Annotated in this window: 24 protein-coding genes and 1 tRNA gene; 9 read left to right on the top strand and 16 right to left on the bottom strand. The window is 35.0% G+C overall.

Annotated features, from left to right (window positions below; genetic code table 11):
- Positions 1–376 precede the first annotated feature (376 nt).
- Positions 377–547: a hypothetical protein gene (locus tag C5F49_RS01995; RefSeq protein ID WP_179363081.1), complete on the top strand. Its 171-nt coding sequence runs from the start codon at positions 377–379 to the stop codon at positions 545–547.
- Positions 548–772: 225 nt separating this feature from the next.
- Complete coding sequence (locus tag C5F49_RS01990) at positions 773–922, top strand: hypothetical protein (protein WP_179363080.1); 150 nt, start codon at positions 773–775, stop codon at positions 920–922.
- A 14-nt stretch (positions 923–936) separates the two neighbouring features.
- Here C5F49_RS01990 and C5F49_RS01985 read toward each other — a convergent pair whose 3' ends face one another.
- Positions 937–1,149 (bottom strand): hypothetical protein, encoded by a 213-nt coding sequence (locus C5F49_RS01985; RefSeq protein ID WP_179363079.1) that lies wholly within the window; start codon positions 1,147–1,149, stop codon positions 937–939.
- Between the two features lie 59 nt (positions 1,150–1,208).
- A complete protein-coding gene (locus C5F49_RS01980; protein WP_179363078.1) occupies positions 1,209–1,811 on the bottom strand; it encodes a nitroreductase family protein in 603 nt (200 codons plus the stop codon).
- A 297-nt stretch (positions 1,812–2,108) separates the two neighbouring features.
- On the opposite strand from C5F49_RS01980, the gene C5F49_RS01975 reads away from it, so the two are divergent.
- Positions 2,109–3,122, top strand: a complete 1,014-nt coding sequence (locus tag C5F49_RS01975) for an NAD(P)/FAD-dependent oxidoreductase (RefSeq protein ID WP_179363077.1) — start codon at positions 2,109–2,111, stop codon at positions 3,120–3,122.
- Here C5F49_RS01975 and C5F49_RS01970 read toward each other — a convergent pair.
- Positions 3,119–3,823: a YkgJ family cysteine cluster protein gene (locus C5F49_RS01970; protein ID WP_179363076.1), complete on the bottom strand. Its 705-nt coding sequence runs from the start codon at positions 3,821–3,823 to the stop codon at positions 3,119–3,121. The genes C5F49_RS01975 and C5F49_RS01970 overlap by 4 nt on opposite strands.
- A gap of 36 nt (positions 3,824–3,859) precedes the next feature.
- On the opposite strand from C5F49_RS01970, the gene C5F49_RS01965 reads away from it, so the two are divergent.
- Both C5F49_RS01965 and C5F49_RS01960 read left to right on the top strand, forming a co-directional pair.
- Positions 3,860–4,177, top strand: coding sequence for a hypothetical protein (locus tag C5F49_RS01965; protein ID WP_179363075.1), 318 nt, complete (start codon positions 3,860–3,862; stop codon positions 4,175–4,177).
- A 45-nt stretch (positions 4,178–4,222) separates the two neighbouring features.
- Positions 4,223–4,310 (top strand) — tRNA-Gln (locus C5F49_RS01960).
- Positions 4,311–4,334: 24 nt separating this feature from the next.
- On the opposite strand, the gene C5F49_RS01955 is transcribed toward C5F49_RS01960, so the two are convergent.
- The 10 genes from C5F49_RS01955 to C5F49_RS01910 form a co-directional block, all read right to left on the bottom strand.
- A complete protein-coding gene (locus C5F49_RS01955; protein WP_179363074.1) occupies positions 4,335–4,934 on the bottom strand; it encodes a 30S ribosomal protein S7 in 600 nt (199 codons plus the stop codon).
- 2 nt (positions 4,935–4,936) lie between these two features.
- The gene (locus C5F49_RS01950) at positions 4,937–5,374 is read right to left on the bottom strand and encodes a 30S ribosomal protein S12 (RefSeq protein ID WP_067959499.1); all 438 of its coding nucleotides are present in this window, start codon (positions 5,372–5,374) and stop codon (positions 4,937–4,939) included.
- Positions 5,375–5,377: 3 nt separating this feature from the next.
- Positions 5,378–5,842 (bottom strand): NusA-like transcription termination signal-binding factor, encoded by a 465-nt coding sequence (locus C5F49_RS01945; protein ID WP_179363073.1) that lies wholly within the window; start codon positions 5,840–5,842, stop codon positions 5,378–5,380.
- A gap of 58 nt (positions 5,843–5,900) precedes the next feature.
- A complete protein-coding gene (locus tag C5F49_RS01940) occupies positions 5,901–6,230 on the bottom strand; it encodes a ribosomal L7Ae/L30e/S12e/Gadd45 family protein (RefSeq protein WP_179363072.1) in 330 nt (109 codons plus the stop codon).
- Between the two features lie 74 nt (positions 6,231–6,304).
- Entirely contained in the window at positions 6,305–7,912 is a 1,608-nt protein-coding gene (locus C5F49_RS01935; RefSeq protein ID WP_179363071.1) for a tetratricopeptide repeat protein, read from the bottom strand.
- Positions 7,913–7,963: 51 nt separating this feature from the next.
- Positions 7,964–9,142 (bottom strand): hypothetical protein, encoded by a 1,179-nt coding sequence (locus C5F49_RS01930; RefSeq protein WP_179363070.1) that lies wholly within the window; start codon positions 9,140–9,142, stop codon positions 7,964–7,966.
- 46 nt (positions 9,143–9,188) lie between these two features.
- The gene (locus tag C5F49_RS01925) at positions 9,189–9,419 is read right to left on the bottom strand and encodes an LSM domain-containing protein (protein WP_179363069.1); all 231 of its coding nucleotides are present in this window, start codon (positions 9,417–9,419) and stop codon (positions 9,189–9,191) included.
- A 5-nt stretch (positions 9,420–9,424) separates the two neighbouring features.
- On the bottom strand, positions 9,425–13,228 hold the full coding sequence (locus tag C5F49_RS01920) for a DNA-directed RNA polymerase subunit A' (protein WP_179363068.1): 3,804 nt from the start codon (positions 13,226–13,228) through the stop codon (positions 9,425–9,427).
- Between the two features lies 1 nt (position 13,229).
- A complete protein-coding gene (locus C5F49_RS01915; RefSeq protein WP_179363067.1) occupies positions 13,230–16,577 on the bottom strand; it encodes a DNA-directed RNA polymerase subunit B in 3,348 nt (1,115 codons plus the stop codon).
- Positions 16,578–16,829, bottom strand: a complete 252-nt coding sequence (locus C5F49_RS01910) for a DNA-directed RNA polymerase subunit H (protein ID WP_179363066.1) — start codon at positions 16,827–16,829, stop codon at positions 16,578–16,580. It lies immediately after the preceding gene.
- A gap of 179 nt (positions 16,830–17,008) precedes the next feature.
- Between C5F49_RS01910 and C5F49_RS01905 the strand changes: the two genes are divergently transcribed.
- The 4 genes from C5F49_RS01905 to C5F49_RS01890 all read left to right on the top strand — a co-directional run bounded on the left by C5F49_RS01905 (position 17,009) and on the right by C5F49_RS01890 (position 20,636).
- Entirely contained in the window at positions 17,009–17,836 is an 828-nt protein-coding gene (locus C5F49_RS01905; protein ID WP_179363065.1) for a PEFG-CTERM sorting domain-containing protein, read from the top strand.
- A gap of 108 nt (positions 17,837–17,944) precedes the next feature.
- The gene (locus C5F49_RS01900) at positions 17,945–18,808 is read left to right on the top strand and encodes a PEFG-CTERM sorting domain-containing protein (RefSeq protein ID WP_179363064.1); all 864 of its coding nucleotides are present in this window, start codon (positions 17,945–17,947) and stop codon (positions 18,806–18,808) included.
- Between the two features lie 123 nt (positions 18,809–18,931).
- Positions 18,932–19,759, top strand: coding sequence for a PEFG-CTERM sorting domain-containing protein (locus C5F49_RS01895; protein WP_179363063.1), 828 nt, complete (start codon positions 18,932–18,934; stop codon positions 19,757–19,759).
- Positions 19,760–19,832: 73 nt separating this feature from the next.
- Positions 19,833–20,636 (top strand): PEFG-CTERM sorting domain-containing protein, encoded by an 804-nt coding sequence (locus tag C5F49_RS01890; RefSeq protein WP_179363062.1) that lies wholly within the window; start codon positions 19,833–19,835, stop codon positions 20,634–20,636.
- On the opposite strand, the gene C5F49_RS01885 is transcribed toward C5F49_RS01890, so the two are convergent.
- The 3 genes from C5F49_RS01885 to larC are packed head-to-tail and all read right to left on the bottom strand — an operon-like array spanning position 20,633 to position 23,819.
- On the bottom strand, positions 20,633–21,802 hold the full coding sequence (locus C5F49_RS01885; protein ID WP_179363061.1) for a cysteine desulfurase family protein: 1,170 nt from the start codon (positions 21,800–21,802) through the stop codon (positions 20,633–20,635). The genes C5F49_RS01890 and C5F49_RS01885 overlap by 4 nt on opposite strands.
- Positions 21,799–22,596, bottom strand: a complete 798-nt coding sequence (gene larE, locus C5F49_RS01880; RefSeq protein WP_179363060.1) for an ATP-dependent sacrificial sulfur transferase LarE — start codon at positions 22,594–22,596, stop codon at positions 21,799–21,801. The genes C5F49_RS01885 and larE overlap by 4 nt, the downstream gene beginning before the upstream one ends.
- Complete coding sequence (larC, locus tag C5F49_RS01875; RefSeq protein ID WP_179363059.1) at positions 22,596–23,819, bottom strand: nickel pincer cofactor biosynthesis protein LarC; 1,224 nt, start codon at positions 23,817–23,819, stop codon at positions 22,596–22,598. The genes larE and larC overlap by 1 nt, the downstream gene beginning before the upstream one ends.
- Positions 23,820–23,889 lie beyond the last annotated feature (70 nt).

Raw genomic sequence — 23,889 nt, 5'->3', positions numbered from 1 at the left:
TAAAAACTCCCCGCCCTACTGCACCACCCACAAAAAAGAAGTAAAGGCAATACTTGCAGAAGAATAACTCACAATCATACATTTTACAAAATACCGGAAAAAACAAAGGCAGTAATCAGAACTGATCCATTGATCAACACCATCGACTCTTTCATTCGATGTTACTTTGATGGATTACTGCCTTGATCATACTAGTCATAATAAAATAAAAAGGACTCTGCAGCAAACATGAAAATCTGTTTGATTTTTCCATTATTTTTTGACATTACAATTAATTCACAACTCTTTGTTTTTCTGATCATTTCTATACAAAAACCAAACAAATGTTTAGAATTGTCATGACACTACTCTTGTATTAGTTTCACGTAATTGTATCATGGTATATTCAAACGCATTATACTTTGCATCACAGTTTGACAAGTTGACAGAAGAAGTACTATCCACATTTAGTGAAAAACAAAAATTGCAAAAAAAGATCAAACTAGAAAAAATCCCATTTGCAAAAACTTTACTTGCACTACGCAAAAAAGGAGATACTAAAACTTGACTAGAACATATAGAAGAAGAGATACAAAATACCCAACAAGGGATGGGAACAGTAATCCTGTTTGCAGAGACCCCCACTGCAAAGATTGCAACTAGATGAGTTTTTCAAGGAACTCTAAATTGTTAATTTTTGTAGGCATATTGGTAGCAATAGGTGTGCTAGTTTTAGTTTTCAAATAGTCTCAGTTTATGAAAGTTTTAATCAACGGTATAATCAGATGGTAATATGGCTGATCTTAAAACATATGAAAAAATAAATGAAGACATTAGATTTACAGAAGAGGAAACAATAGAACTACTAAAGCTAACAGAGAAGGAAATTCTAGTTCTCATTCTATCTGAATTAAAAAAGATAACTGCAAATACTGAAAAATAACTTAGAGAAAAAACCTATTTCTCTTTCTTTAAAAGATCAATAACTTCGGTATTACTCTTCATCCAAGTTTTCAAATACGCATAAAACAGATTCTCCAAGTCATCTACCAATCCTTCCAATCTAGGGTCAGCGCGGATATCAGCTAGCTGCTCATCTAAATTCCCTAAAATTACCTCTAATCCCTGGTTAGATACCTCTAGCTTCTTGATGGCCTCATCTATGCCCATGTAAAGTATTAGGGAATCATAGATAATAAATGCAGATCATTTTACAATGTTACATCTTTTCAAAAGTGGTTCTCAAAGAATACCTCATTCACAGACAACTGCCCACCTCTTGGTGCAGCATCCTCTGCACGTTTGCCAACTACTACCATCATGACTATCATGTGGTTTTCAGGCAATTTGATTATCTCTGCTAGTTCATCATACTCAAAGCCGACCATAGGACAAGAGTCAAGACCCATCTGTCGAGCAGCAAGCATTATGGTCTGAGCTGCAAATCCGCAAGAGCGCATTGCCTCATCACGACGGTTCTCAGGATGATCTTCATATTTTCGAGCTAGTGCATTTTTTACCATCTCTTGTTTTTCTGGAGTGTTATTTTTCCAGTAACGTAGTGGATCTTCTTTCCATGCATCAAGATTTCCACAAAGAACAATTACCAGAGAGCCATCTTTTGGCTGGGCCTGATCACGAGCTGCCTTTGATATTTTCTCTTTGACAGATTGATCAGTAACGTAGACGAATCTCCAGTTTTGTTGGTTGTAACTAGTTGGAGAAAGTATTGTCAACTCTTGTATTAGTTTAACATCTTCAGAGGACATTTTGTGTGAGCTATCAAATTTCTTTATAGCTCGGCGAGTCTTTATCGCATCAAAAGTATCCATGATAAAAGAGAAATTTTTCCCAAATTTAATTGAAATGAAAAGGTAATTGAGCTTAAGATCAGCATCCAAAAGATGCAGATGACAGCTCACCACTTAAGATCAGAAACTAGTGTTTTCTGATGACAGTGACTTGTCTTAAGGTCTGAAACGATTGTACTCAGACGAGCGACTCACCTTTTCTGATTGTATTATGAGAATTTCTTATTTAACCCGCACTATCTTTTGATACTATTGGGGTTTTAATCAAAACAAATTCCGATAGTCTATTTATTACACCTCTAGTTCATTGAAATCATCTTGAAGATAGCAGTAATGGGAATGGGTGTAGCAGGCTCTTATCTTATGGCCAGACTAAAGGACTCTGACCACGAAGTTGTCGGATATGAAAGAATGGTTGAAGAAAGACATGATTCCATTTGCGCATGGGGTACGATAAAGCCAACTTTGGCAGAATTTTGCAAAAAAACAGGCAGAGATTTTAATGATTTTCTAATTCATGACGGCAAAAAGATGCATGTCAAAATGAACGACGATGTAAAATTTGATATCGGCCTCAAAGGACTATGTACCTATAACAAACTAGCACTAATCAAAGATTTCATCAAAGATTCTAAAATTATCTACGGCCCACCACCAAGTATCGAAGAGTTAGAAAAAGAGTATGACATGATAGTTGACTGTACAGGATTTCACAGAGTATACTTGCCAAAATTAAAACAAGATTTCTTTTTACCAACATATGAATACAAAGTAGAGTATCCAGACAAGGTTCCATATGATGACTTTTACATTGAACCATTTCCTGGAATGTCAGGATACTTTTGGTATTTCCCACTAGGGGAGAGATGGGCACACATTGGTGCAGGTGATTACAATAAACAACACATGAAGGCAACAGATGATTTCCTAAAGAAACACGGAGGAAAGGTTTTACAAACAAAGGGTCGCCCAATCAGACTTGCAACACCGGATAGATGCAAGCCATACTATTCAGGTAAGGTAGTCGGAGTTGGCGAATCAATTGGAACAGTTTATGCATTGTTAGGGGAGGGAATCATTCCATCAATGCAATGCGTTGAGATATTTTTAGAGAACATGAATGATTTCAAAGCGTATGAGAAAGCAGTAGAGAAACATTTCAAAGTCTATGCAAAGGTGTTTAATTTTGTGCATGCAAAGATTCAGAAGAACTTTAGTTTCCTCAAAGCACTGCCAGATTTTATTTCAATATTTCTTTACATGAAAAAGAACGAAGACAGATTTGGAATGAATATCAAAGTTGCAGATCTGATGAAAGTTGCAAAAGCCTAACTAAAACTTACAGAACCAAACCCTTCTCGATTTGTTCTATTTGATGCCATGTTATAGTCATAGATTGTAGTAGAGTATGCTTTGAGTTCGTCTTTCATTTGGTCTAGATTGTCAGCCAAGTAAAATCCAGGGCAATCACCGGTAAATTGGTACGTTGCATGAACTCGTGCCTTGCCTTTCTCATTTTCAAGCCAGCTTGCAAATGGATACAAGTAACAGACTCCGGGACGGTCTGGATGCATGCTGCATCCTCCCTTGTCATCTAAGAACCTACATGAGATGTGAGTTCCATCCTCTTCTGCAGTCTCGTCATTTTTTCTTTTCAGATTAATTGTAGTCATTGTAGTCATTTGCCCTGCAGGACCCGGTTCCTGATACGTAACAGTAAGAGTTTCTTTTTTGATAAACTCTGATGTGCTTTTGTATTTCAAACCCTTTCCAATTGTAATCAAATCATCAGAGGTTAGTGGCAGTCTTCCTTGTCTGTCACAACAATTGTGACAATCAGGCCAGAAACATTTCCACAAGATGTATTTTTTTTCTGAATTCAAATAAGGAACATGAAACACCACATCTTTTACTTTAATGGCATAGTCTGATACATCTGTAATTTTACCTAACACAAATTTTCTAATAACTGGATCAACATCCCAGTCTTTTTCTAATAAATCAAGGGACTCTTCAATTTCCTTTTGAGACAATCAAGTTATAACATCTTTTGCAGATGTTATTAATGTTTGAGTGAAAAAGGAAAATATGCCTCAGCCACAGAAAATAGAAGATGGGTATGGAGTGAAATAATTTGGCCCTTAATTTTACAAATTAATGATGTAGCATTTACATTAAAACAATTTCAAGAAAAACGAGAAAAAGTATGCATTGAAAAAAATATTTCAATCAACATTCCATCAAGGGGTCTAGTATCTCTAATGCAAAAAGGAATTATCAGAAAAGAAGGGAAACTATACTCTATTCATTATAGATTAATCCCATACATGCGGTTAAAAGCTGATTGCAATTATGCAACTGCAATTCATGAAGTCAGACTAAAATAATTACAACAAATGAATATATTCTAAACCATCAAAATTTCTTTCAGTAGCCCGATAGTCTAGTGGTCAAGGATTCTGCCCTCTGGATCTCAAGAGTGGATAGGCGGGGACGGCAGTTCGAATCTGCCTCGGGCTACCTAAAATTTCTAAAATAAACTTACTATCTTGATGCTTGAGCGATACGTTCCAACTCATGTCTCTTCTTTACAGAAGGAGCATTGGAATCATTTGCTGCTGCAAGCATTAGTTGCTCTGCCATGTGTTCCTCAATTGGTTTTGGATTTGAGAAAGTTGCCTCTTTTACAGCATCTGCGATAAACTTCAAAGCCAAATCAACTCGTCTAATTGGTGCAACATCAACTGATACATGGTATGTAGTACCACCGTAAACAATTCTTGTAGTATCTTCAGTTGGAGCAGAATATTCTATTGCTCTAACTAGTACTTCGACAGGATTTTGTCCGGTTTTTAATGCAATAATATCAAAAGCTACTTTTACAGTATTGAGAAGTTTTGTTTTTTTACCAGTCATTCTACCAGTGTTCTTTGCATATTTTTTTCCAAAGTGCATTGATTTGTTGATTAATCTCTCAACAATGTTAACATCTGCTTTGTTGAATCGCTTTAATGCAGAGCGACCATAAGTGTAAGGTAAGATTTGTTTCCTCAAAGAGATGGCAGTCTTTAATCCAGGATCTTTAATCTCAATATCAGATAAATCCCATTTTCTAAATAATAGTAAATTTTTAGTTTGTGCCATATCTATCTCCTTGGTTTCTCCTTCTTTCCAATTACTAATTCATGCAATGATGTACCGTTAACTTTAGAAACTTTGAATCTAACTCCAGGAATATCTCCCATTGCACCACCTTGTGTTGCACCCATTCCTTCAATTGTAACCTCATCGTGTTCATCAATGAAGTTCATTGCACCATCTCTTGGCAAAAATGCAGTTACGGATTTACCATTTCTAATTAATTGAACTCTAACACATTTTCTAATAGCAGAGTTTGGCTGTTTTGCAGCAATACCTACTTTTTCTAAAACAATACCACGTCCTTGTGGTGCTCCTCCAAGAGGATCAGCCTTTTTATCAATACCTAATTTTCTTCTTTTGAAAGTGGAGATTGCCCATCGTTGTTTCTTCTTTTTAGTTGTAAGAACTCTGCCAGCAAATAATCCAAGTGGTGATTTTCTCATCTTCTACATCTCCAAAGTTGCCCGTTCAGGACTATTAATCAACACACTGCTAATATCAAAATATCGTTTTGCAAGTAGTCTTGCCTTTTCAGCATTTCTACCGTCTCTTCCAACTACAATTCCTTTCTTTCTTGGATCTACCATAACTATTGCCTGTTTCGTTCCATCAGCTCGTTTATTTATTTTTACTTCAGAAACTAGTTTAGAATTAAGCAAACTAGACAAGAATTTGGCCGGATCTTCATCAAATTCAACCAATTCAACATTTCTCTTTACAATATTTTGTAATGATTTGATATGGATACCACCCTTACCAATTGCTAGTCCCATTTTTCCAGTATTAACTACAAAAATTACTCTGTCTTGTTTTTCATCTTCTATACAATCACGTGCTGTTGCACCAGTAACATTTTGGAAAAGCGACATCAATCGCATTTGATCAGTTGTGAGTTTAATTGATTGTGCCATAAGAATTCCTTTTTATCTCCGAACCCAAAAAGTCTCATTTAAACTTAGGTTAAAGAAACTACGATGATTCATTTTTATCCTCAACTTCTGTGTCTTTTAAAATTGATTTGATGCTAGCATCGTCTATTGAAGTAAATGAAATTGTCGAGATTCTAAATTGTAAGCCACATAGTCTACCTAATGCGACTGATGTTCCTTGAAAGTTGACCAAAGGTATTTTTTCTTTTTTTGCATCTAATTCAATTTGCTCAACCATTTCTTTTTTTATTGATTGAGACAACACAATAAGTTTCGAATTTTTTATAGAGCTTAAAACTTGCTTTGTGCCCATTGTTAATTTATCTTCTTTACGAGCATCCCGTAATGATTTCTCAAGTATCTTACTCATGTTTTACCTTATGACGATCGTCTTGACAGGGCTTTATAGGTTTATTGAAAAATTAAGCGTAGAGTATAAGAGAATTAGTTTAGAAAACCAAAGAGAGACCCCAAAGTGGAAAATGCAATACCCACTTCATCAAAGAAATTAGGAGATGTTTGCTTTTCAGACTCGGTCATTAAGATAGTTTTAGATGATGAATTTTCATCATAATTATTTTCATCAGTAGAGATATCAACAGTTTCAGATGAAACTATATTTGCAGCTAAAGCAATTTGAAGATTTTTCTGAGCTGTGTAATAATTTGGATTTTGTTTTAAAACTTCAATATACAAAAGAATTGCATCATCTAAATTTCCCATATTAGCAAGAGCATTTGCCTTATTGTTTTTTGCAGGAAGGAAACTTGGGTCCAGTCTAATTGCATGATCGTAGAATATCAAAGCCTCAGAATAATAGCCCAATTTACCTAAGGTTGAGCCCTTATTGACAAGGATTTCAACGTCATTTGGATTGTTGATTAAAGATTCATTGAAAAAATCCAATGAACTATCAAAATTACACAATCGATACAGTGCAGGTCCCATTCCATCATAATAAGAAATTGTATCATCATAAGTACTAGAATCACATTCCAATTTAATTTCATTAAGTAATTTTCCTAATTCAATATCTTCCACTGTAAGATTATTTTCTTTGTGAACTTTAGTATCTTTAGTTGGTTTATCATTTGTTTTTTTAATTGGTTTGCTTTCTAAAACAGTATTTGTAATTTCTTTATTATTTTTTTCAGGACTCTTTGTTTGAGTTGGTGTAGGGTTTACTACAGGGTTAGATGGTTGTTCAGAAGTGGTTTCATCTGTTGAATTAGTTTCGGGTGTTGCATCATCTGCAATATCAATTGTTGAATCAATTTCAGTTGTAGTGTCAGTTGTTGTATCAATAGTTGAATCAATTTCAGTTGTAGTGTCATCTATTTGATCATCCGGAAAAGTTTCTTCAGTTTCTGGCAATACACCATAATAATCAAAATAAGATGTTACTTCAGAATCGGCATAGTGTGCTTTGACAGAGTATGTTCCATCCACTCTAAAATTCACACCATCTTTTGCAAGAAAGCTTGTACTAAATTCCATATTCGAATCAATGGAACCAAAATAAAATCCAGCAGGCATTCCAAACGGATCATAAATTCCAATTAGTGCAGTTGGAGAATCAACTGAGGATACAAGACCAACAATTTCAATAATTTCATTGTCAGTGTATTGATTTTTTTCTGTGTATAGTAGAATAATTTCAGGTTCTTCTTCTATGATAATTTCAGGAGCAGATAACTCCCCATCCATTAGAAAATAATGATTCTCAGAAATTTGGCCATAATCTAATTTTACCAAATATTCACCAGGTTTCTCATAAAACGGAGAATCAAGGCTAATTGTTTTAGAAAAAGTGCTCTCAGAGGATATTTCTAAATTATTTGCAGATAAGACCTTCCCATCAGGATCATAAATGCTCATGGCAATTACAGGCATTCCAACTTCTAAAATTTCGCCAGATATAGTTAGAGAGTCACCTAGTTCGTAAAGTGGTTTATCAAAGTCTACAATTATTGAATCAGCAAAAACATCAAGGAAAACCACAGGAGAAAATACGGCTAACACTAAGGTTATTCCTAAAACATATCCTAACACAACAAAAAAAACGTATTTTTCTATTTAACACTCACGTAGAAATTCTACTTTTCATTTCACAGTAATCAAAGTAGACATTGTTGGAGAAAGAGCAGTTGATTCACTAATTGAATTCCAAACAAATGTTTCAATTTCATATGTTCCAGATTCATTTGGAATCCAAGATTGAGAAACATCTAGTATTTGCTGAGATGAAATTTCGCCTTGAATCCAGGATAGAGATTCTACAAAGTTTTTGTCATTTTTTATCTGAAAAAAATACACAAATTTTTGTTTCAGATCATGATCATTTGAAATGGTCCCAACTATTTGCAATTGGGAATTTTCAGTAAAGGATTGGATTGGATTCCCTAGTCCATCAGAAAAAGTGATGGCAGAATTTTGGATTCTTTCAATTGATGGAATCGATGAATCAACTTTAGCAAAAGTTTTGATCTCCAAGTTATCATTTACGGAATAGGGTTTAGGCAAGGTATAGTCATCGTATTTTGCAAAAATTTCATCTCCTGCCACAGCATAAAGCCTATTTCCACTTGAAGGGGAGTTTTGGGATAATGGAATTGTTGCAACAAACATACCAGAACTCTCAGATGTTTCAACAGCATTTACTGTAACACCTGCAACATCAGAATCTGAAAATATCTGAATTGGTAAGTTATCCAAGGCCTCAGGATTCAGATTCATATCTAGATCAACTACCCTAACCACTACAGCATCTTTTAGAAAGAAAACATCCTGCACAAAATCAATTGTACCAATATTCCACCTTACAGGAACGGATTCAACTAGCACTACCCCATCTGCAAACTCAAAAGAAATGGTGATTGCCGAATCCCTATCAACTTCTAAAAATCCACTAGTAGGACCACTCCCAGATGTTCTTGGAGTTGTGTCAGAATTTCCATCCCCATCAGCATCATGAGCAAATCCAGTAAGAATTACTTCTGCAGTAAAAATTCCAGAATTAACATCTGTCTCAGTGAATCGATATGATTCAAGTGAATTCTCAGAAGTTGTAATTTTAATTGGATGATCATCAGTACCTCCAATTGAGTCAATCAAATGTCTATCAGAATTCCAGCTAGGAGAGATTATTGTTATCTTCATTTTATCAGTCCACGAATAAACAGGCTTGTCAGTAAAAATTGGAGAGTATGGATTATTGTAATCAGGAGCAGATTCTCCAAATGCAGGAAACAAAAACAGTGTCAGTAAAAGAAATTCAAACATGATAAAAATTTACAATTATTGAATTTATTGTTTGATGAGTAATTTTCTATTTGTCTTCTTCAGGCAATGAAACTGCCAAGATGTTATCTCCTCGGAGTAAGATTTTTCCAAGTTTTTGATGTTTTTCTTCTGTAACATCTTCAGCATCCTCCAATGTGAGATTCATATGAATATCAAAGTCTTGTAAAAGCCCCTGTATAGTTTGAGTATTTCTCAATCGAAGTAAAACGACTTTACCTTTACTGTTACTCATTAATGTAGAAATTTCATCGGCCATAATTATTACTCAGTTTTCTTGTTTTTCTTGCTTACTTGCATGTACAAGTCAACAGTACCACTTCCAATTGGAATATTACTTCCAACAATAACGTTTTCTGTAATACCTTTGAGTTGTTCAACTTCACCCTGTAGTGCAGCATGTGCAATTGTTGGGACTGTAATTTCGAATGCGGCCCTTGCAAGAACACTATCTTTAGTACCTGCAATTCCATGTCTACCAATTTGTTGCATGTAACCTCTAGAACACATCAAGTCAGATACCAACATGATGTATCGATTATCAACTTCTAATCCCTGGTCACCCAAAGTATGGTTAAGTTCATTGATTAATGAATTTCTGGCAGCCTCAATTCCCAAGGTTCCTGCAATTTCAAAGACATTGTTTGTTCTAACATTTCTTTTGTCAATGCCTTTTACTGCAAGTACTTTAGCAATGTTTGAACCAGTTGTCTGAATAATCCATTCATCATTCTTTTGAACAAGTGTAACTCGCTCAACATCTGGAACTCCTTTAACAATAGTCTTGAGAACTTTATTTCTAATTGCAATTGCAGATGCAGTATCTGCCTCATCTACCAAATTCAAAGTGATTAATTCGCCTGTAACTTCCATCTTGAATTTCTTATTAGATGAAAGTGCGGCTTCTACTTCGGCCATCGAACATCCTCTCTCTTTTAGTCTGTTAGGACTCATGATTAATTTGATATTTGTAGAGTAATCAGTTTCAGTATTAGCAATCAATGCACTGACGTTAGTTTGCAATACGTTTCGTGCAACTTCGATTGCTTTTTCTCGAGAATTCTTTGATTCCTTGTCAAGATAGATATCCATAGTTGGAGTAACTGGTTTCTTTCTAGCATCAACTAATTCAATTAATCTTGGAAGACCCAAAGTTACGTTTCTTTCTTTAATTCCTGCAAAGTGGAATGTTCTCAAAGTCATCTGAGTACCAGGTTCACCAATAGATTGTGCCGTGACAATTCCTACTGCTTGACCAGGTTCAACTTGTGCATTTTTGTAAAGGGAAAGTCCTTTCTTACATACTGCTTCAACACCTTCTTTACTCAAGTTAGATTTCTGTAAAGCATCAGTTACAAGTTGAGTTAATCTTGGATTGAATATCTTTGTGTATTTTTTAGCCAATGTATCAATTTCATCTTTGGTTGCTTTCTTTCCAGAATCAATAATGGTTTGAGATTCTGCCAATCTACTTGCATTAAATGCCTCACCATGATCACTTTTCTGCACATCAATTCCATCTTCACCATAAAGGAATTGAACGATGTGTCCGTGTGGGTCTCTTACGGTTCCATCATATTCTAATCTAATGTGCTCTAATGCGTTAATCAATCTACGCTGCATGTAACCACTTTGTTGGGTTCTAACTGCAGTATCTACTAATCCTTCACGCCCACCCATTGCGTGGAAGAAGAATTCTAAAGCTGTAAGACCTGTTCTGTAATTTGATTTTACAAATCCATGTGCATCAGGATTACTATCATTTTCTAAATAATGTGTTAATGCACGATTACTATAACCAAAACTCATTCTATTTCCTCGTCTTGATTGTTGGCCTAATGCACCTGCCATCTGACCTACGTTAAGTGCTGAACCTCTGGCACCAGTTGTGGCCATGATTTTTCCAGCGTTATTATCATCTAGAGAATCATTTGCAGTAGCTCCTGCTTTCTCTCTTGCTTTACCTAGCTCATTGACGATGTATGCCTCTAAGGCCTCTTCAGCCTTCATACCTCTTGTTAGCTTTAGAGTTCCTTTGTTATATTGATCAGTTAGGTCAGCTACAGTATCATAAGTTTCTTTGATTTCATCTAAGATTTGTTGCACATTCTTTTCTGGTACTTCAAGATCACCATAACCATAACTGAATCCATAGTGTGTGATGAATTGTTTTACCATAATTAGAATAGAGTTTAAGAAAGTCTTACCAGCTGCATTTCCATAGTCTTTTGTAATTCTGTGTAAGACACTTTCAGGTTCTTCTGCACCGATTGATGTTTTGTCAATTACACCGCTGATTAATTCACCGTTTTTAATTACAACATCTTTTTCTGGACCTTTTGTTCCCTTTGACCATTTTGAAGTAAGAACATAGTTGAAGTCTTTTGGAAGGAATAATGAGAATAGTTGTTTACCAGTATATGCAGGACCATCTTTTGTTTTGGTACCAGGTTTTGGAAGTGCATCAGTATAACCACCAAGCATTGCATAGTTTGAAAATTCTTGAACGGATAATGTAGTATCGTCTTTAGTTAGAAGATATGCACCAGTTACAAAGTCTCTTAGTGCCCCAATAATTGGACCACCATATCTTGGAGAGATTAATTGATCTTGAACTCTCATCAAAAGAATTGCTTCTGCTCTTGCTTCCTCACTTTGAGGTACGTGAAGGTTCATCTCATCACCATCAAAGTCTGCGTTGTATGGCGGACATACAGATGGGTGTAATCTGAATGTTTTACCTGGAAGTACTCTCACATAGTGAGCCATAATTGACATCTGGTGGAGTGATGGTTGTCTGTTAAACATGACAATATCACCGTCTGCAAGATGTCTTTCAATCAAATATCCAATCTCAAGGGTTTCAGCAATAGTAGAGCGGTCTTCTACGAAATCTAATCTAATCTTTACACCGTCTGGTCTTACAATATAGTTTACACCAGGGAATTGTTCAGGTCCGTTAATTACTAATTTTCTCATTCTTTCAATATTCCATTCAGTGACAATTTCAGGAATAGTAAGTTTCATTGCAACTTGTTCAGGAACTCCAACTTCAGACAAATCCAAGTTAGGATCAGGTGAAATTACAGTTCTACTAGAAAAATCGACTCTCTTTCCAGACAGTGATCCTCTAAATCTTCCCTCTTTACCCTTTAGTCTTTGAGTTAAAGTTTTGAGTGGACGTCCAGAACGATGATGAGCTTGTGGAATTCCAGAGACCTCATTATCAAAGTATGTTGTAGAGTGATATTGTAACAGGTCAACTAAATCTTGAACAATTAACGGAGGAGTACCTGCTTCTTTACTTTCCTTTAGTCTTTGATTAACTCTGATGATATCTACCATTTTGTGTGTCAAGTCATCTTCAGAACGAATTCCAGTTTCAAGAATAATTGAAGGTCTAACAGTTACTGGAGGAACAGGTAATGCTTGAAGAATAAACCATTCTGGTCTTGCAGTGATTGGATCATAATTTAGTAATGTTAAATCTTCATCAAGAATTTGTGTAAATCTTTCTCTAATTGTAATTGGTAATAATCTGTGTTCACCAATTTCAGTTTTTTCTACAAAGATTGTTGGTTTTGTAAAGACTAGCTCGTATTGGGTTTTTCCACAATGAGGGCACTCTTTTGCTTTCTTTGCTTTTTCAATAATTTGTTCTGGAATACGTTTTTGTGAAACTACAGTGTATGCTGCGTGTTTATCTTTAATTTTCTGGAATGCATTTAGATCATCTTGAGGGACTTTGAGTCTTGCACAAGAACGACATGTGGATTGTAATAATTTGTAAATATTATCAATAAAGGCAATGTGTAAAATTGGTTCTGCAAGTTCAATGTGTCCAAAGTGTCCAGGACATCTTGCTGCAGTATTTCCACATGTAAGACATTTTTGTCCAGGCTCAAGTGTTCCTAATCGTCCATCCATAAGACCCCCTTGTACTGGCATTCCATCTTCATCGTATGTTTCAGGGGCAGTGATTTCAGCTACTGAATATTTTCTAATTTCAGTTGGAGACCATACTGAAAATCGAATTCCGTCAATTGCTTTAATTGCTTGAACAGACATCCTAGATTTTCTCCTTGATTAACAATCTTGGTGCAACGTTAAGACTTTGCATTTCTTGTAATAATAGTTTGAATGCATATGCAACAGATACAGAAGATACTTTGGCTTTATCTCCACATACTCTGCAAACATATTTTCTTTGTTTAACATCATGATAAGCAACTAGACCACATCTCTCACATACAAAGATATCAGATTTGTCAGACTCGTCAAGCAATCTATCTTTAAGAATCATTGAAGCACCATAAGCAATCAAACAATCTCTCTCCATTTCACCAAATCTTAATCCACCACCTCTTGCTCTTCCTTCAGTTGGTTGTTTAGTTAACATCTGAACTTGTCCACGAGCTCTTGCATGGATTTTGTCTGCAACCATGTGGTGTAATTTTTGATAATATACAACTCCAATAAAGACATCTACTGGGAAAGATTTTCCAGTTCTTCCATCATACATTGTTTCTTTACCAGAATATTCAAAACCGTGTGCATCCATTACTTCTTTAACTTCAGGCATCTTCTCACCAACAAATGCAGAACCATCAAATCTTTTTCCACGTAATGCAGCTGCTTTACCACAGATAGATTCCATCATCATTCCAACTGTCATTCTTGAAGGGAATGCATGTGGGTTAATCAAAACATCAGGAGACATTCCACTTGCAGTGTATGGTAAATCTTCTGCTTTAGCTAAAATTCCAAGTACACCTTTTTGTCCATGTCTTGATGCAAATTTATCACCAATTTCAGGAACTCTCATGTCTCTTGCTCTAATTTTATACATTTTTCCGCCTTCATTTGATTGAGTCATAACTACAGTGTCAATTACTCCAGTTTCAGATGGTCTTACACCAATTGAGGTATCTCGTCTGTATGGACCAGAAGATTCGAATTCTCTATACTCTTCCATGAATCTTGGAGGGCTAGTTTTTCCAATCAAAATATCTCCACCTTTTACTGGAGATTCTGATGCAACTACACCATCGTCTTCAAGTAATCTGTATGCACGTTCTCCTTTGTAACCTCTAATGTTATCCTCAGCATTTGGAATTTCAAAGCTATCACGCATTCCACCAGGGTACTGTTTTGCTTCAGCATCATAAATTCTAAAGAAGAATGTTCTACCAAGACCTCGGTCAACAGATGATTGACTCAATACGATAGCGTCTTCAATGTTGTAACCATCAAATGGTAATACTGCAACAACACAATTTTGTCCTGCTGGTCTGTCTTCTAATCCTAAAAGTTTCATTGCTTTTGTATTGACAATTGGAACTTGAGGATATAGCATAAAGTGTTGTCTAACATATGTACTAGTATTCATCATAGGTGTTGAAAATCCTAAACTCTGTTTTGCCATTGCAGATTCGTATGTATTTCTTGGAGATTGGTTATGTTCAGGATATGGAATAATAGAAGCTCCTGCACCTAGAATTGATGGTGGGAAAACTTCCAAGTGAGTATGTTTCTTGGCATCTTTTTCATCCAAAGTAACATAACAGTTCTCTTCTTCATTTGCATCAATCATTTCCAAGACACCCATTCGCAAAAGATCAGTCCAAGAAAGTAATTTCTTTGAAATTTTATCTAATAATTCTGTAGTTAGTAGTGGTTTGTTATCTTTGATAATAATTAACGGACGAAGAACTCTACCGGCATTGCAATTGACATACAGTCTTTTTGTTGATCCTTCGATTTCAGATTTGTGGAATGATACTCCAACGTGTGGATGAATCTTTGAGTTTCTTCTTAGTTCTCTGAGTGATTCTGCTAGTTCTCCACCATCTTTGTAATATCCAATTAATTTACCATCTACAAATATTCTAGCTCCGTCTTTCTTCAAATCTTCTTTTGCATCAAAGAAATGAACAGTTCCTAAATCATAGAGTTTTTCTACAATTTCCTCATTTGGTACGTTTACTGAAATGATTCCAGATAATGCCAAGTTCTTAACCAAACCACAGTTTGAGCCTTCAGGAGTTTCACTAGGACAGATTCTTCCAAAGTGTGTTGCATGCAAATCTCTTGCTTCGAAATTTGGCTGAGTTCTACTTAGGGGTGATTGAATTCTTCTAAGATGACTGATTGTTGAAAGATAATTTGTTCTATCAAGTAATTGAGTGACACCGACACGACCTCGTCCCCAGTTTCCAGTTGCAATTGCATTGTTTAATTTATCAGTAATAATTCCCGGACGTATTGCTGCAGCAACTGCATTAATTCCACGTTTTTGACCAGAGCGTTCGAGTTGATATTTCATATCTCTAACCAAATTTCTAAATGCAGTTCTGAATAAATCTGCTAACATTTGTCCTGCAAATTTGATTACTTTATTTCCATAATGATCTTTATCATCAGGAGTAATCCATCCAAGTTTTAATTCTAATAATTTACAAGCTGCTTCACCTAAGAACTGGGCTTTTTCTTTTCTGTTTTCTGGATGTTTACCCAAGTGTGGTAAGAGTCCCCAATCAAGTAATGTTTCAGCACGTTTAATCTGGAACTCCTCTAACATTCCAGGTGCAATTCTTTTACTGATATAGACAATGGCATCTTTTGATGTTGGAACATCTCCTGCCTTTTCAAAAGAGCCTTCTAATTCATCTTGGATATCATCAACTAGTGAAACTACAGATGCAATTTCTCTATCAGATTCTAATCCAAGTGCTCTCATTAATGTGACAACTGGGATATCAACAGGGGAACCAGGGATTCGGGCTACAATCAAACCATCATTTTTCATGACAAGTTCTAGTTTTGCACGATAGCCAACAATTGAAGAATATACTTTAGCTTTGAAAACAATATTGCCACCAACAGTTTCTCTATCAACAATTATTTTGTTGTAGGAAAGATCTTCCAATCCAACAATTACACGTTCTGAACCATTGATGATAAAGTAACCACCTGGGTCTTGTGGATCTTCACCATGTTCAATTAATTTTTGAGAAGAGAAATTATGTAAAATGCATGCATTGGATTTTGCCATTACTGGTACGTCTCCAATATGAACAAATCTAGATTCTAATATTTTTCCATCTTCTACAACACTGGCCTCCATCATCACTGGTGCAGAATAAGAAACATTTCTCAATCTTGCTTCAGCTGGAGTAATGTGAGTGATTGAACCGTCAAGTTCCATCATTCTTGGTTGTTGAAGTTTTACTTTTCCTAGTTGAATTTTGTAAGGGTACTCTGCATTTTCAATATCAATTTGTCCAACTTCATTTATGATACTTTGTAGTCCTCGTTCTAAAAATTCATCAAATGAGTTTAGATGTTGACGTGCAATTCCTTCACGTTTTAAGATGTCTTGAATTACGGGCCATCTTTTAGTTGAAGGATCTGCCATCTAGATTTCCACCACATATCGATAATAGAGACTTTCACCGGCAGTTGGACTTTTTCTTGTAATTTTTATCATATCCCCTGGTTTTACACCAAGTCCTAAAATTGCAGGATCGTTTACAAAGATTAATGGTAATTCAGTTGGTTTACAATTGTATTTTTTTAAAACTTCTTCAGCTTCTTGTTTTGTAATGATCTCATGTTTTGGAACATAGACATGATCTGGTACTAGTACTTGATTTTTCTTAGCAGCCATTTAGAATTCCTCCAAATCGAACATTAAATGTAACAGTAATCAAAACACACAAACTGTCAAAAATTCACGCTCGGGTTAATATATATGTAATTTGAAACTAGACCGTAAACGGTCTTTTTTCTATTTTGTCAATAAATTTTATCACAACCTTAAATAGTCCAAATCTGGGCGTAAAATTGATGAAAGCTCATCTATCGGTGTTTGCCATATCTGCAATTTTAATTGCAAGTATTGGTGTAGCACCAGCATTTGGACAAATACAAAGCTCGATTACTGTTACTACAGATATGTCATCATATTCAGAAGGTGATACAATTCTAGTAACAGGAACAGTAAAAGATCTGTATGGCGTTCCAGTGAGTGTAATAGTTAAAGCTCCTAATGGGAACTTGGTATCAATAGCACAAGTGACAGTTAGTCCTGATAAAACATTCAGTACTGAAGTTACTGCAGGTGGTTCATTGATGAAAGCAACTGGTACATACACAGTTACAGTTCAATATGGAACAGAGAATAGAACAGCAACAGCATCATTTGAATTTAGTGGATCTACAACAACTCCACCAACCCCTTCCAAAGTTACTGACAAAACAGTATCAATTGAAGGTTCAAGTGATTTAATAGGATATGAAATTACAGGTGGAAAACTACTAAGTATCTTACCTGACGTGGATGCAAATTCACTCATAGTCTCTATTTCTGCTACAAGCGATGGTTCATTGACTCTTACAATTCCTAGATCGGTATTAGATGCAACAATCGGTGGTGAAGATGATGACTTTTTCGTCTTAATTGATGGAGAAGAAGTAGACTTTGATGAAACAACATCATCAACAAATAGAATACTTACAATAGCATTCCCAGTTGGAGCAGAAGAGATCGAAATAATCGGTACATTTGTAGTCCCAGAATTTGGTACAATAGCAGCTATGATTCTAGCAGTAGCAATTATTTCAATAATTGCAGTTTCTGCAAAATCAAGACTTAGTATTATACCAAGATACTAAATCTCATCTTTTTTCTATTTTTAGGAATTCATCTGATCGGTGCCGATTAGATGACAAAATCCTATTTTTAAATATACATAAATAGCAATAATGCTGGATGAAAATAAGATGAATGTAAAACGTTCTACAACATCAATGGCAATAGCCCTTCTGGCACTGTCATTAGTTTCAATGACCTCTATTCAGCAAGATGCTTTTGCTCAAACTCTTGGAATGTCCATTACAGCTACAGCCGATAAAGGCTCAGATACAATTACTCTAACAGGTAAAACAGTTTCAAAGCTTAATGACGTTACATTTACTGTAACATCTCCAAGTGGAAGTAATGTGGTCGCAATTGACCAAGTATCTCCAGACGCTGAAGGGATTTTTGCAAAAACATTCAAAGTCGGACCAACATGGACTGAGAATGGATTTTACAAGATTAAAGCAATGCAAGGTGCAGGAGCAAATTCATTGTATACTTTGAATGTGTTTGTTGAAGTAGCAGACGGTATGACTAAAAGAACTTCTGAAACTCAATCTAATCTAGAGACAGGAATTTTCACACCAAATACAACAAATGTTTCAAAAGACGCAGGAATCATGCTTGATGCAATAATTGTCGAAAATGGTTCTACAATGTTTGAAGTTACTGGAAAAACAGACAGAGTTAGTCAAGATATTACTCTGAAAGTAATCGCACCAAATGGAAATGTGGTAAAAGTAGCTCAGATAACACCAATGCTCGATGGAGAATTTGCAACTAAAGTTACAGTAGGAGGACCGCTATGGAAACAAGATGGACTTTACACTGTAATGGTAAAACAATTCGATGATCCAAAATATTCTGCTTCAGCACAAGTAGATATCATGGACGGAGTTGTAGTCCCAGAGTTTGGTACAATAGCAGCTATGATTCTAGCAGTAGCAATTATCTCAATAATTGCAGTTTCTGCAAAATCAAGACTCAGCATTGTTCCAAGATACTAAGTTCACAACTTTTTTTCTATTTTTAAGTATACATAAATAGAGACAGGTGCAAATCGCAATAAGATGAACAACCGAACGTCGTTCGCGCTACTAGCCTTTATGACTGCAGTCGGTACTTTAACTATGTCATCAGCATATGCTGCTGGAGAAATTCCAGAAGCATGTGTAGGATGTTCTATGGAAGATGCTAAAGCAACAGCAAACAGAATGCTGCAAAAAGCCCTTCCAGTATCTGTTTGGACAGACAAAGCAGATTATGGACATAATGACATGATTAAGGTAACAGGCCAAGTAGCAAATGTAGCCTCTGGATATCCAGTTACAGTAACTGTTGTTAGTCCCTTGAACTCCATTGTTACAATTGATCAAGTCAGTGTAACACAAGATGGAACTTTTGAGACGACACTAAATACAGCAGGTGCTATGTGGAAATACGATGGTACCTACACCATTAAAGTAAACTATGGTAGTACTGAAAAAAGTAACAGTGCCAAAGTTGAACTAACTGGTGGAGAAGCATATTCACCAAATTACAACACACCAACCAAAACAAAACAATGTGGCGGTAATGAATTCTCTGCAAATGGTCAATGTATACCATTTACAATTTCAGGTGGAATGGTAACTGGTGCAAGTCTCAATACTAATGACAACTCAATTGTCATTATGATCAACGCTAAAAATGATGGAACACTAACAGTAACCCCAACAAAAACAACCATTGACGGTATCTTCATGGTACTAGTTGACGGACAAGAATGGGATGATGTTGAAATTGTTGCAAACAAAGTAACAGTCAAGTTCCTAGCAGGCGCTGAGAAAATTGAAATCATCGGTACCCATGTGATTCCAGAATTTGGTACAATAGCAGCTATGATTCTTGCAGTAGCAATTATCTCAATAATTGCAGTTTCTGCAAAATCAAGACTGAGTATTGTTCCAAGATACTAAAAGTTACACAACTTTTTTCATTTTTTCATTTTTTAATAGTAAAGGAAATATACAAACGAGTACTCAAAAGTTTGTGAGCTTGAAAATATTTTATGGTCTCATATTATTATTGATAATTTCTACTGGAACAGCATTTGCTCAAGAATCTCTAATTTCAGTTCAAACAGATGATAATCACTATGATGAAGGAGATACCATAGTAATTTCAGGAACTGTAACTACTATAGTAGGTAGTACACCAGCAACATTGCAACTCTTTTCAGATGGAAATCTAGTAGATATTGCACAAATTACAATAGCACAAGATGGAAGTTATTCTCATACAGTTATTGCAGAAGGTCCATTGTGGAAAAAAAGTGGAGAATATACAGTTAGAGCCTCATATGGAGAAGGGAACATTGCAGAATCTGAATTTAGTTATTCACCCAAATCAGAAATAATTTCAACTTCAACAAACTACGAAGTAGACGCTGGTAGTCATGGAACATTTGATGTAGAATATACCATTAATGGCGGTACAATTACAAATATCGTAGTAGATTCAAACATCTTTGCAATAATAGTTCAAATTGATGCTTTTGATGAAGGGTCAATTACGTTAGATTTACCTAGAGAATTCATAGGGGCTGAAAAACAAGATGGTAAAGACGACACATTCATTATTTTAATAGATGGAATAGAGGTTGAATATCAAGAATCAGTAGTACTTGCAGATTCTAGAGTAATTACCATTAATTTTGAGCAAGGTGATTCAGATATTGAAATAATTGGAACTTATGTGATTCCGGAATTTGGAAGTATTGTCATGATAATATTGATGATTGGAATAATGACTACCATACTTATTTCAAGAAATAGATTAGCAATTAGAACTTAATTTTTAGACGAAAAAGAATATTTTTCTTTAAAGGGCGAAACAGATCTTAGTTCTTCAACAATTTTTTTAAGCGAATTTACAGTTTCTTCAATTTCTTTTTCATTATTAAAAATTCCAAGAGTCAATCTCAAAGAACCAGTAATCTGTTCATGAGAAAACCCCATTGCCTGTAAAACATGTGAGGCCCTTTGAGTATTTACAGAACATGCTGAACCCGTAGATGCAGCAATTCCATATTCATCTAGTTTGATAATTAGATCCTCACCATTGACACCAAGAAATGTAAAATGAGCATTGTTAGGCAACCTAGATTTAGAATCTCCATTTAGAGTAACTTCAGGGATTTCATCTAAGACTTTATCAATTAAAAGATCACGAAGTTTTGTGACATATGCCAAATTCTCAGATAAATTATTTTTTGCAATTTCACATGCTTTACCAAACCCCACAATATTTGCCACATTTTCAGTACCTGAACGTAATCCACGTTCTTGACCACCTCCTAAAATCACAGGATCAATATGGATACCGTTTTTGATGTATAATGCACCTATACCCTTAGGACCATGAAGTTTATGAGAAGAAATAGAGAGTAAATCTATGCCTAATTCTTTAACATCGATAGGGATCTTACCAATAGCCTGAACTGCATCAGTATGGAAAGGGACTTTTTTTTCATGACAAATTTGAGATATTTCTGAAATTTTTTGAACAGTGCCAACTTCATTATTTCCAAACATTATTGAAACAAGACACGTGTTATCAGAGATATTGTTTTTGAGTTCAGTTGGATCTATCATTCCAGATTTATCAACAGGTAAATACTTAATTTCCAATCCATTTTGAGATAATTTTTTACAAGGTTCTAAAATTGCATCATGCTCGATTGAAGAAGTGACAATGTTACAGGGTATATTTTTCACAGGTATTCCACTCAATACAGTATTGTTTGACTCTGTACCGCCAGAAGTGAGTAAAATTTCTGAAGGTTCTGCATTAATTAAAAATGCAATTTGTTTTCTAGCTTTTTCAATTGCTTTACGAGACATCCTACCATATCTATGAATGGATGAGGCATTGCCATATTGTTCTTTAAGATAGGGTAGCATTGAAGTTAAAACATCTTCATGAATTTGAGTAGATGCTGCATTATCGAGATATATCAATCTGCAATCACATTGATTTTTCCAGGTTTATAGCCTTCCGGATCAACTTCAACAGAAGTAAAACCAATCATCTGTAATTTTTCAGTGATTTGTTTCAAAATTACTTTATCAAATTTAGATAACATTTGTTTCTCAACTTCAATTTTTGCTAAACCATCAATATCTCGAACTCTAACTTGTTTTACCTGTGTAAGTTGTTTTACTATATTCTCACCATATTCGATTCGAGTTAATTTCTCAGCAGTTACTCTTTGACCCCATGGAATTCGTGAAGCTAAACATGAATTTGATGGCTTGTCAAATACAGATAATCCAACTAATTTAGCAGATTCGCGGATTTGAGATTTTGAAAAATTAGTTTCTACAAGGGGGCTTCTAATTCCATTTTTTTTCAATGCCTCAATTCCAGGTCTGTAATCACCTAAATCATCAAGATTGGTCCCATCTACAATTATCCCCACATCGTAATCTTTTGCCAATTTGATCAAACGGTCTCCCAATTCCATCCTACAGTGAAAACACCTATCAGAATCATTTTTTACAAAATCTTCATTCTCAAGTTCATTATAATCCAAAAGTAGTTGCTTTATGCCAATTTCAGTACATACTTGTTTAGCAGTACCAAGTTCTTCAGCAGACAAAGTCTTGTAATCAGCAGTTACTGCAATAGCAGAAGATCCAAGTTTTTGAAATGCAGCATATGCAACAAGTGCACTATCAACTCCACCTGAAAGTGCAATCATCACTTTATTTTTACCCTCAAACCAATTTACAAGATCATCAAGTTTTGTCATTAATTAATCTCCAATTTTTCAATTTCTTTTCTCAATAAAACATCTGTTTCTTTAATTGATTTATCAACAATATTAGAAATTTTTTTCAGGTCATCAAATTCTATTTTGAAATCAGTTTTCCCTTTAAATGATGATTTTTTGTAATGGACTTTAAAAGATTGACCATTTAGATTAATTGAAACATCATGTTTTGTTCTAGGAACAATGAATCTATTAGAATCTGAAATTCTAATTCCCAAAGTTCCAGTTTCTAAAATTAGTGAATCAATTATTTCATCAACAGTGTCATCAGTACAAATTACAGATACAAGATTTGTCGGTCTACCTTTCTTTGTAATTCCATGATAAATTGAAACATCTTTTGCTCCTTTTTCCATAATTTTCTCAATTAAATTTCCTAAAATTTCACCTGAAATATCATCAACATTAGTTTCAAGTATTTTTACAGAATCCATTTCAAAATTATTCCCTGTTCCCCTTACAATTTTTAAAACATTTGAAAAAGTCTCAAAATCTTTTTGTCCTGCCCCATAACCAATAGATTCCAACTTTAGTTGAGGATAGTGTTTTACAGATTCATCGGCTAAATTTACCAAAATACAGGCTCCAGTGGGAGTTGTAAGTTCCTCATTAGCGTCATTTCCTTTAATTTCAAGATTTGAATTTTTAAAGATCTCAAGAATAGCGCTTGCAGGGTTAGACATTGTACCATGTGAAAAAGTCACAGAACCACCTCCAACGGCAATAGGCAAACAAACAATTTTTTCATCAAACAATCCCAAGTCTTCTAATGCAATGGTTATTCCTACAATATCCACCAAAGTATCTATACTTGATGCCTCGTGAAAATGAACAGATTCTTCAGGAACACCGTGTATTTTAGATTCTGAAGAAATTAGTGTATCAATACATGATTCTGCAAAAGATGTTGCTTTTGGAGACAAGTTAATTTCTTGAGCAGATTTAGAAATTGCATTTTTTATTTCAGAACCTTTTCTTTCATGAACATTCTCATTAATTTCCAAAACTAAACAAATAGAATCAATCCCATGTTTTTGGGTTTTTTCAAAATCAATTTTTTTTATAGAAGAATTAGAAAAGAATTTTTCAGATTTTCTAATTCCTGAAATGATCTTATCTTTATCAGCACCAAGATCTACTAAAGAGCAAAGAAGCATATCTCCAGATATACCAGCAATTTGAGGATCAATAACTAGAACCATGATTAAAAATTATCAAAAATGCTTATAAATTCGACTAATATTTCACGAATTTCACTAGATTTAATTATTC

The sequence above is a fragment of the Nitrosopumilus oxyclinae genome (assembly GCF_013407165.1).
Classification (GTDB): Archaea; Thermoproteota; Nitrososphaeria; order Nitrososphaerales; family Nitrosopumilaceae; genus Nitrosopumilus; species Nitrosopumilus oxyclinae.
Note: the sequence above shows the minus strand (reverse complement) of the source record. Positions and strands in the feature narration are given on the sequence as shown.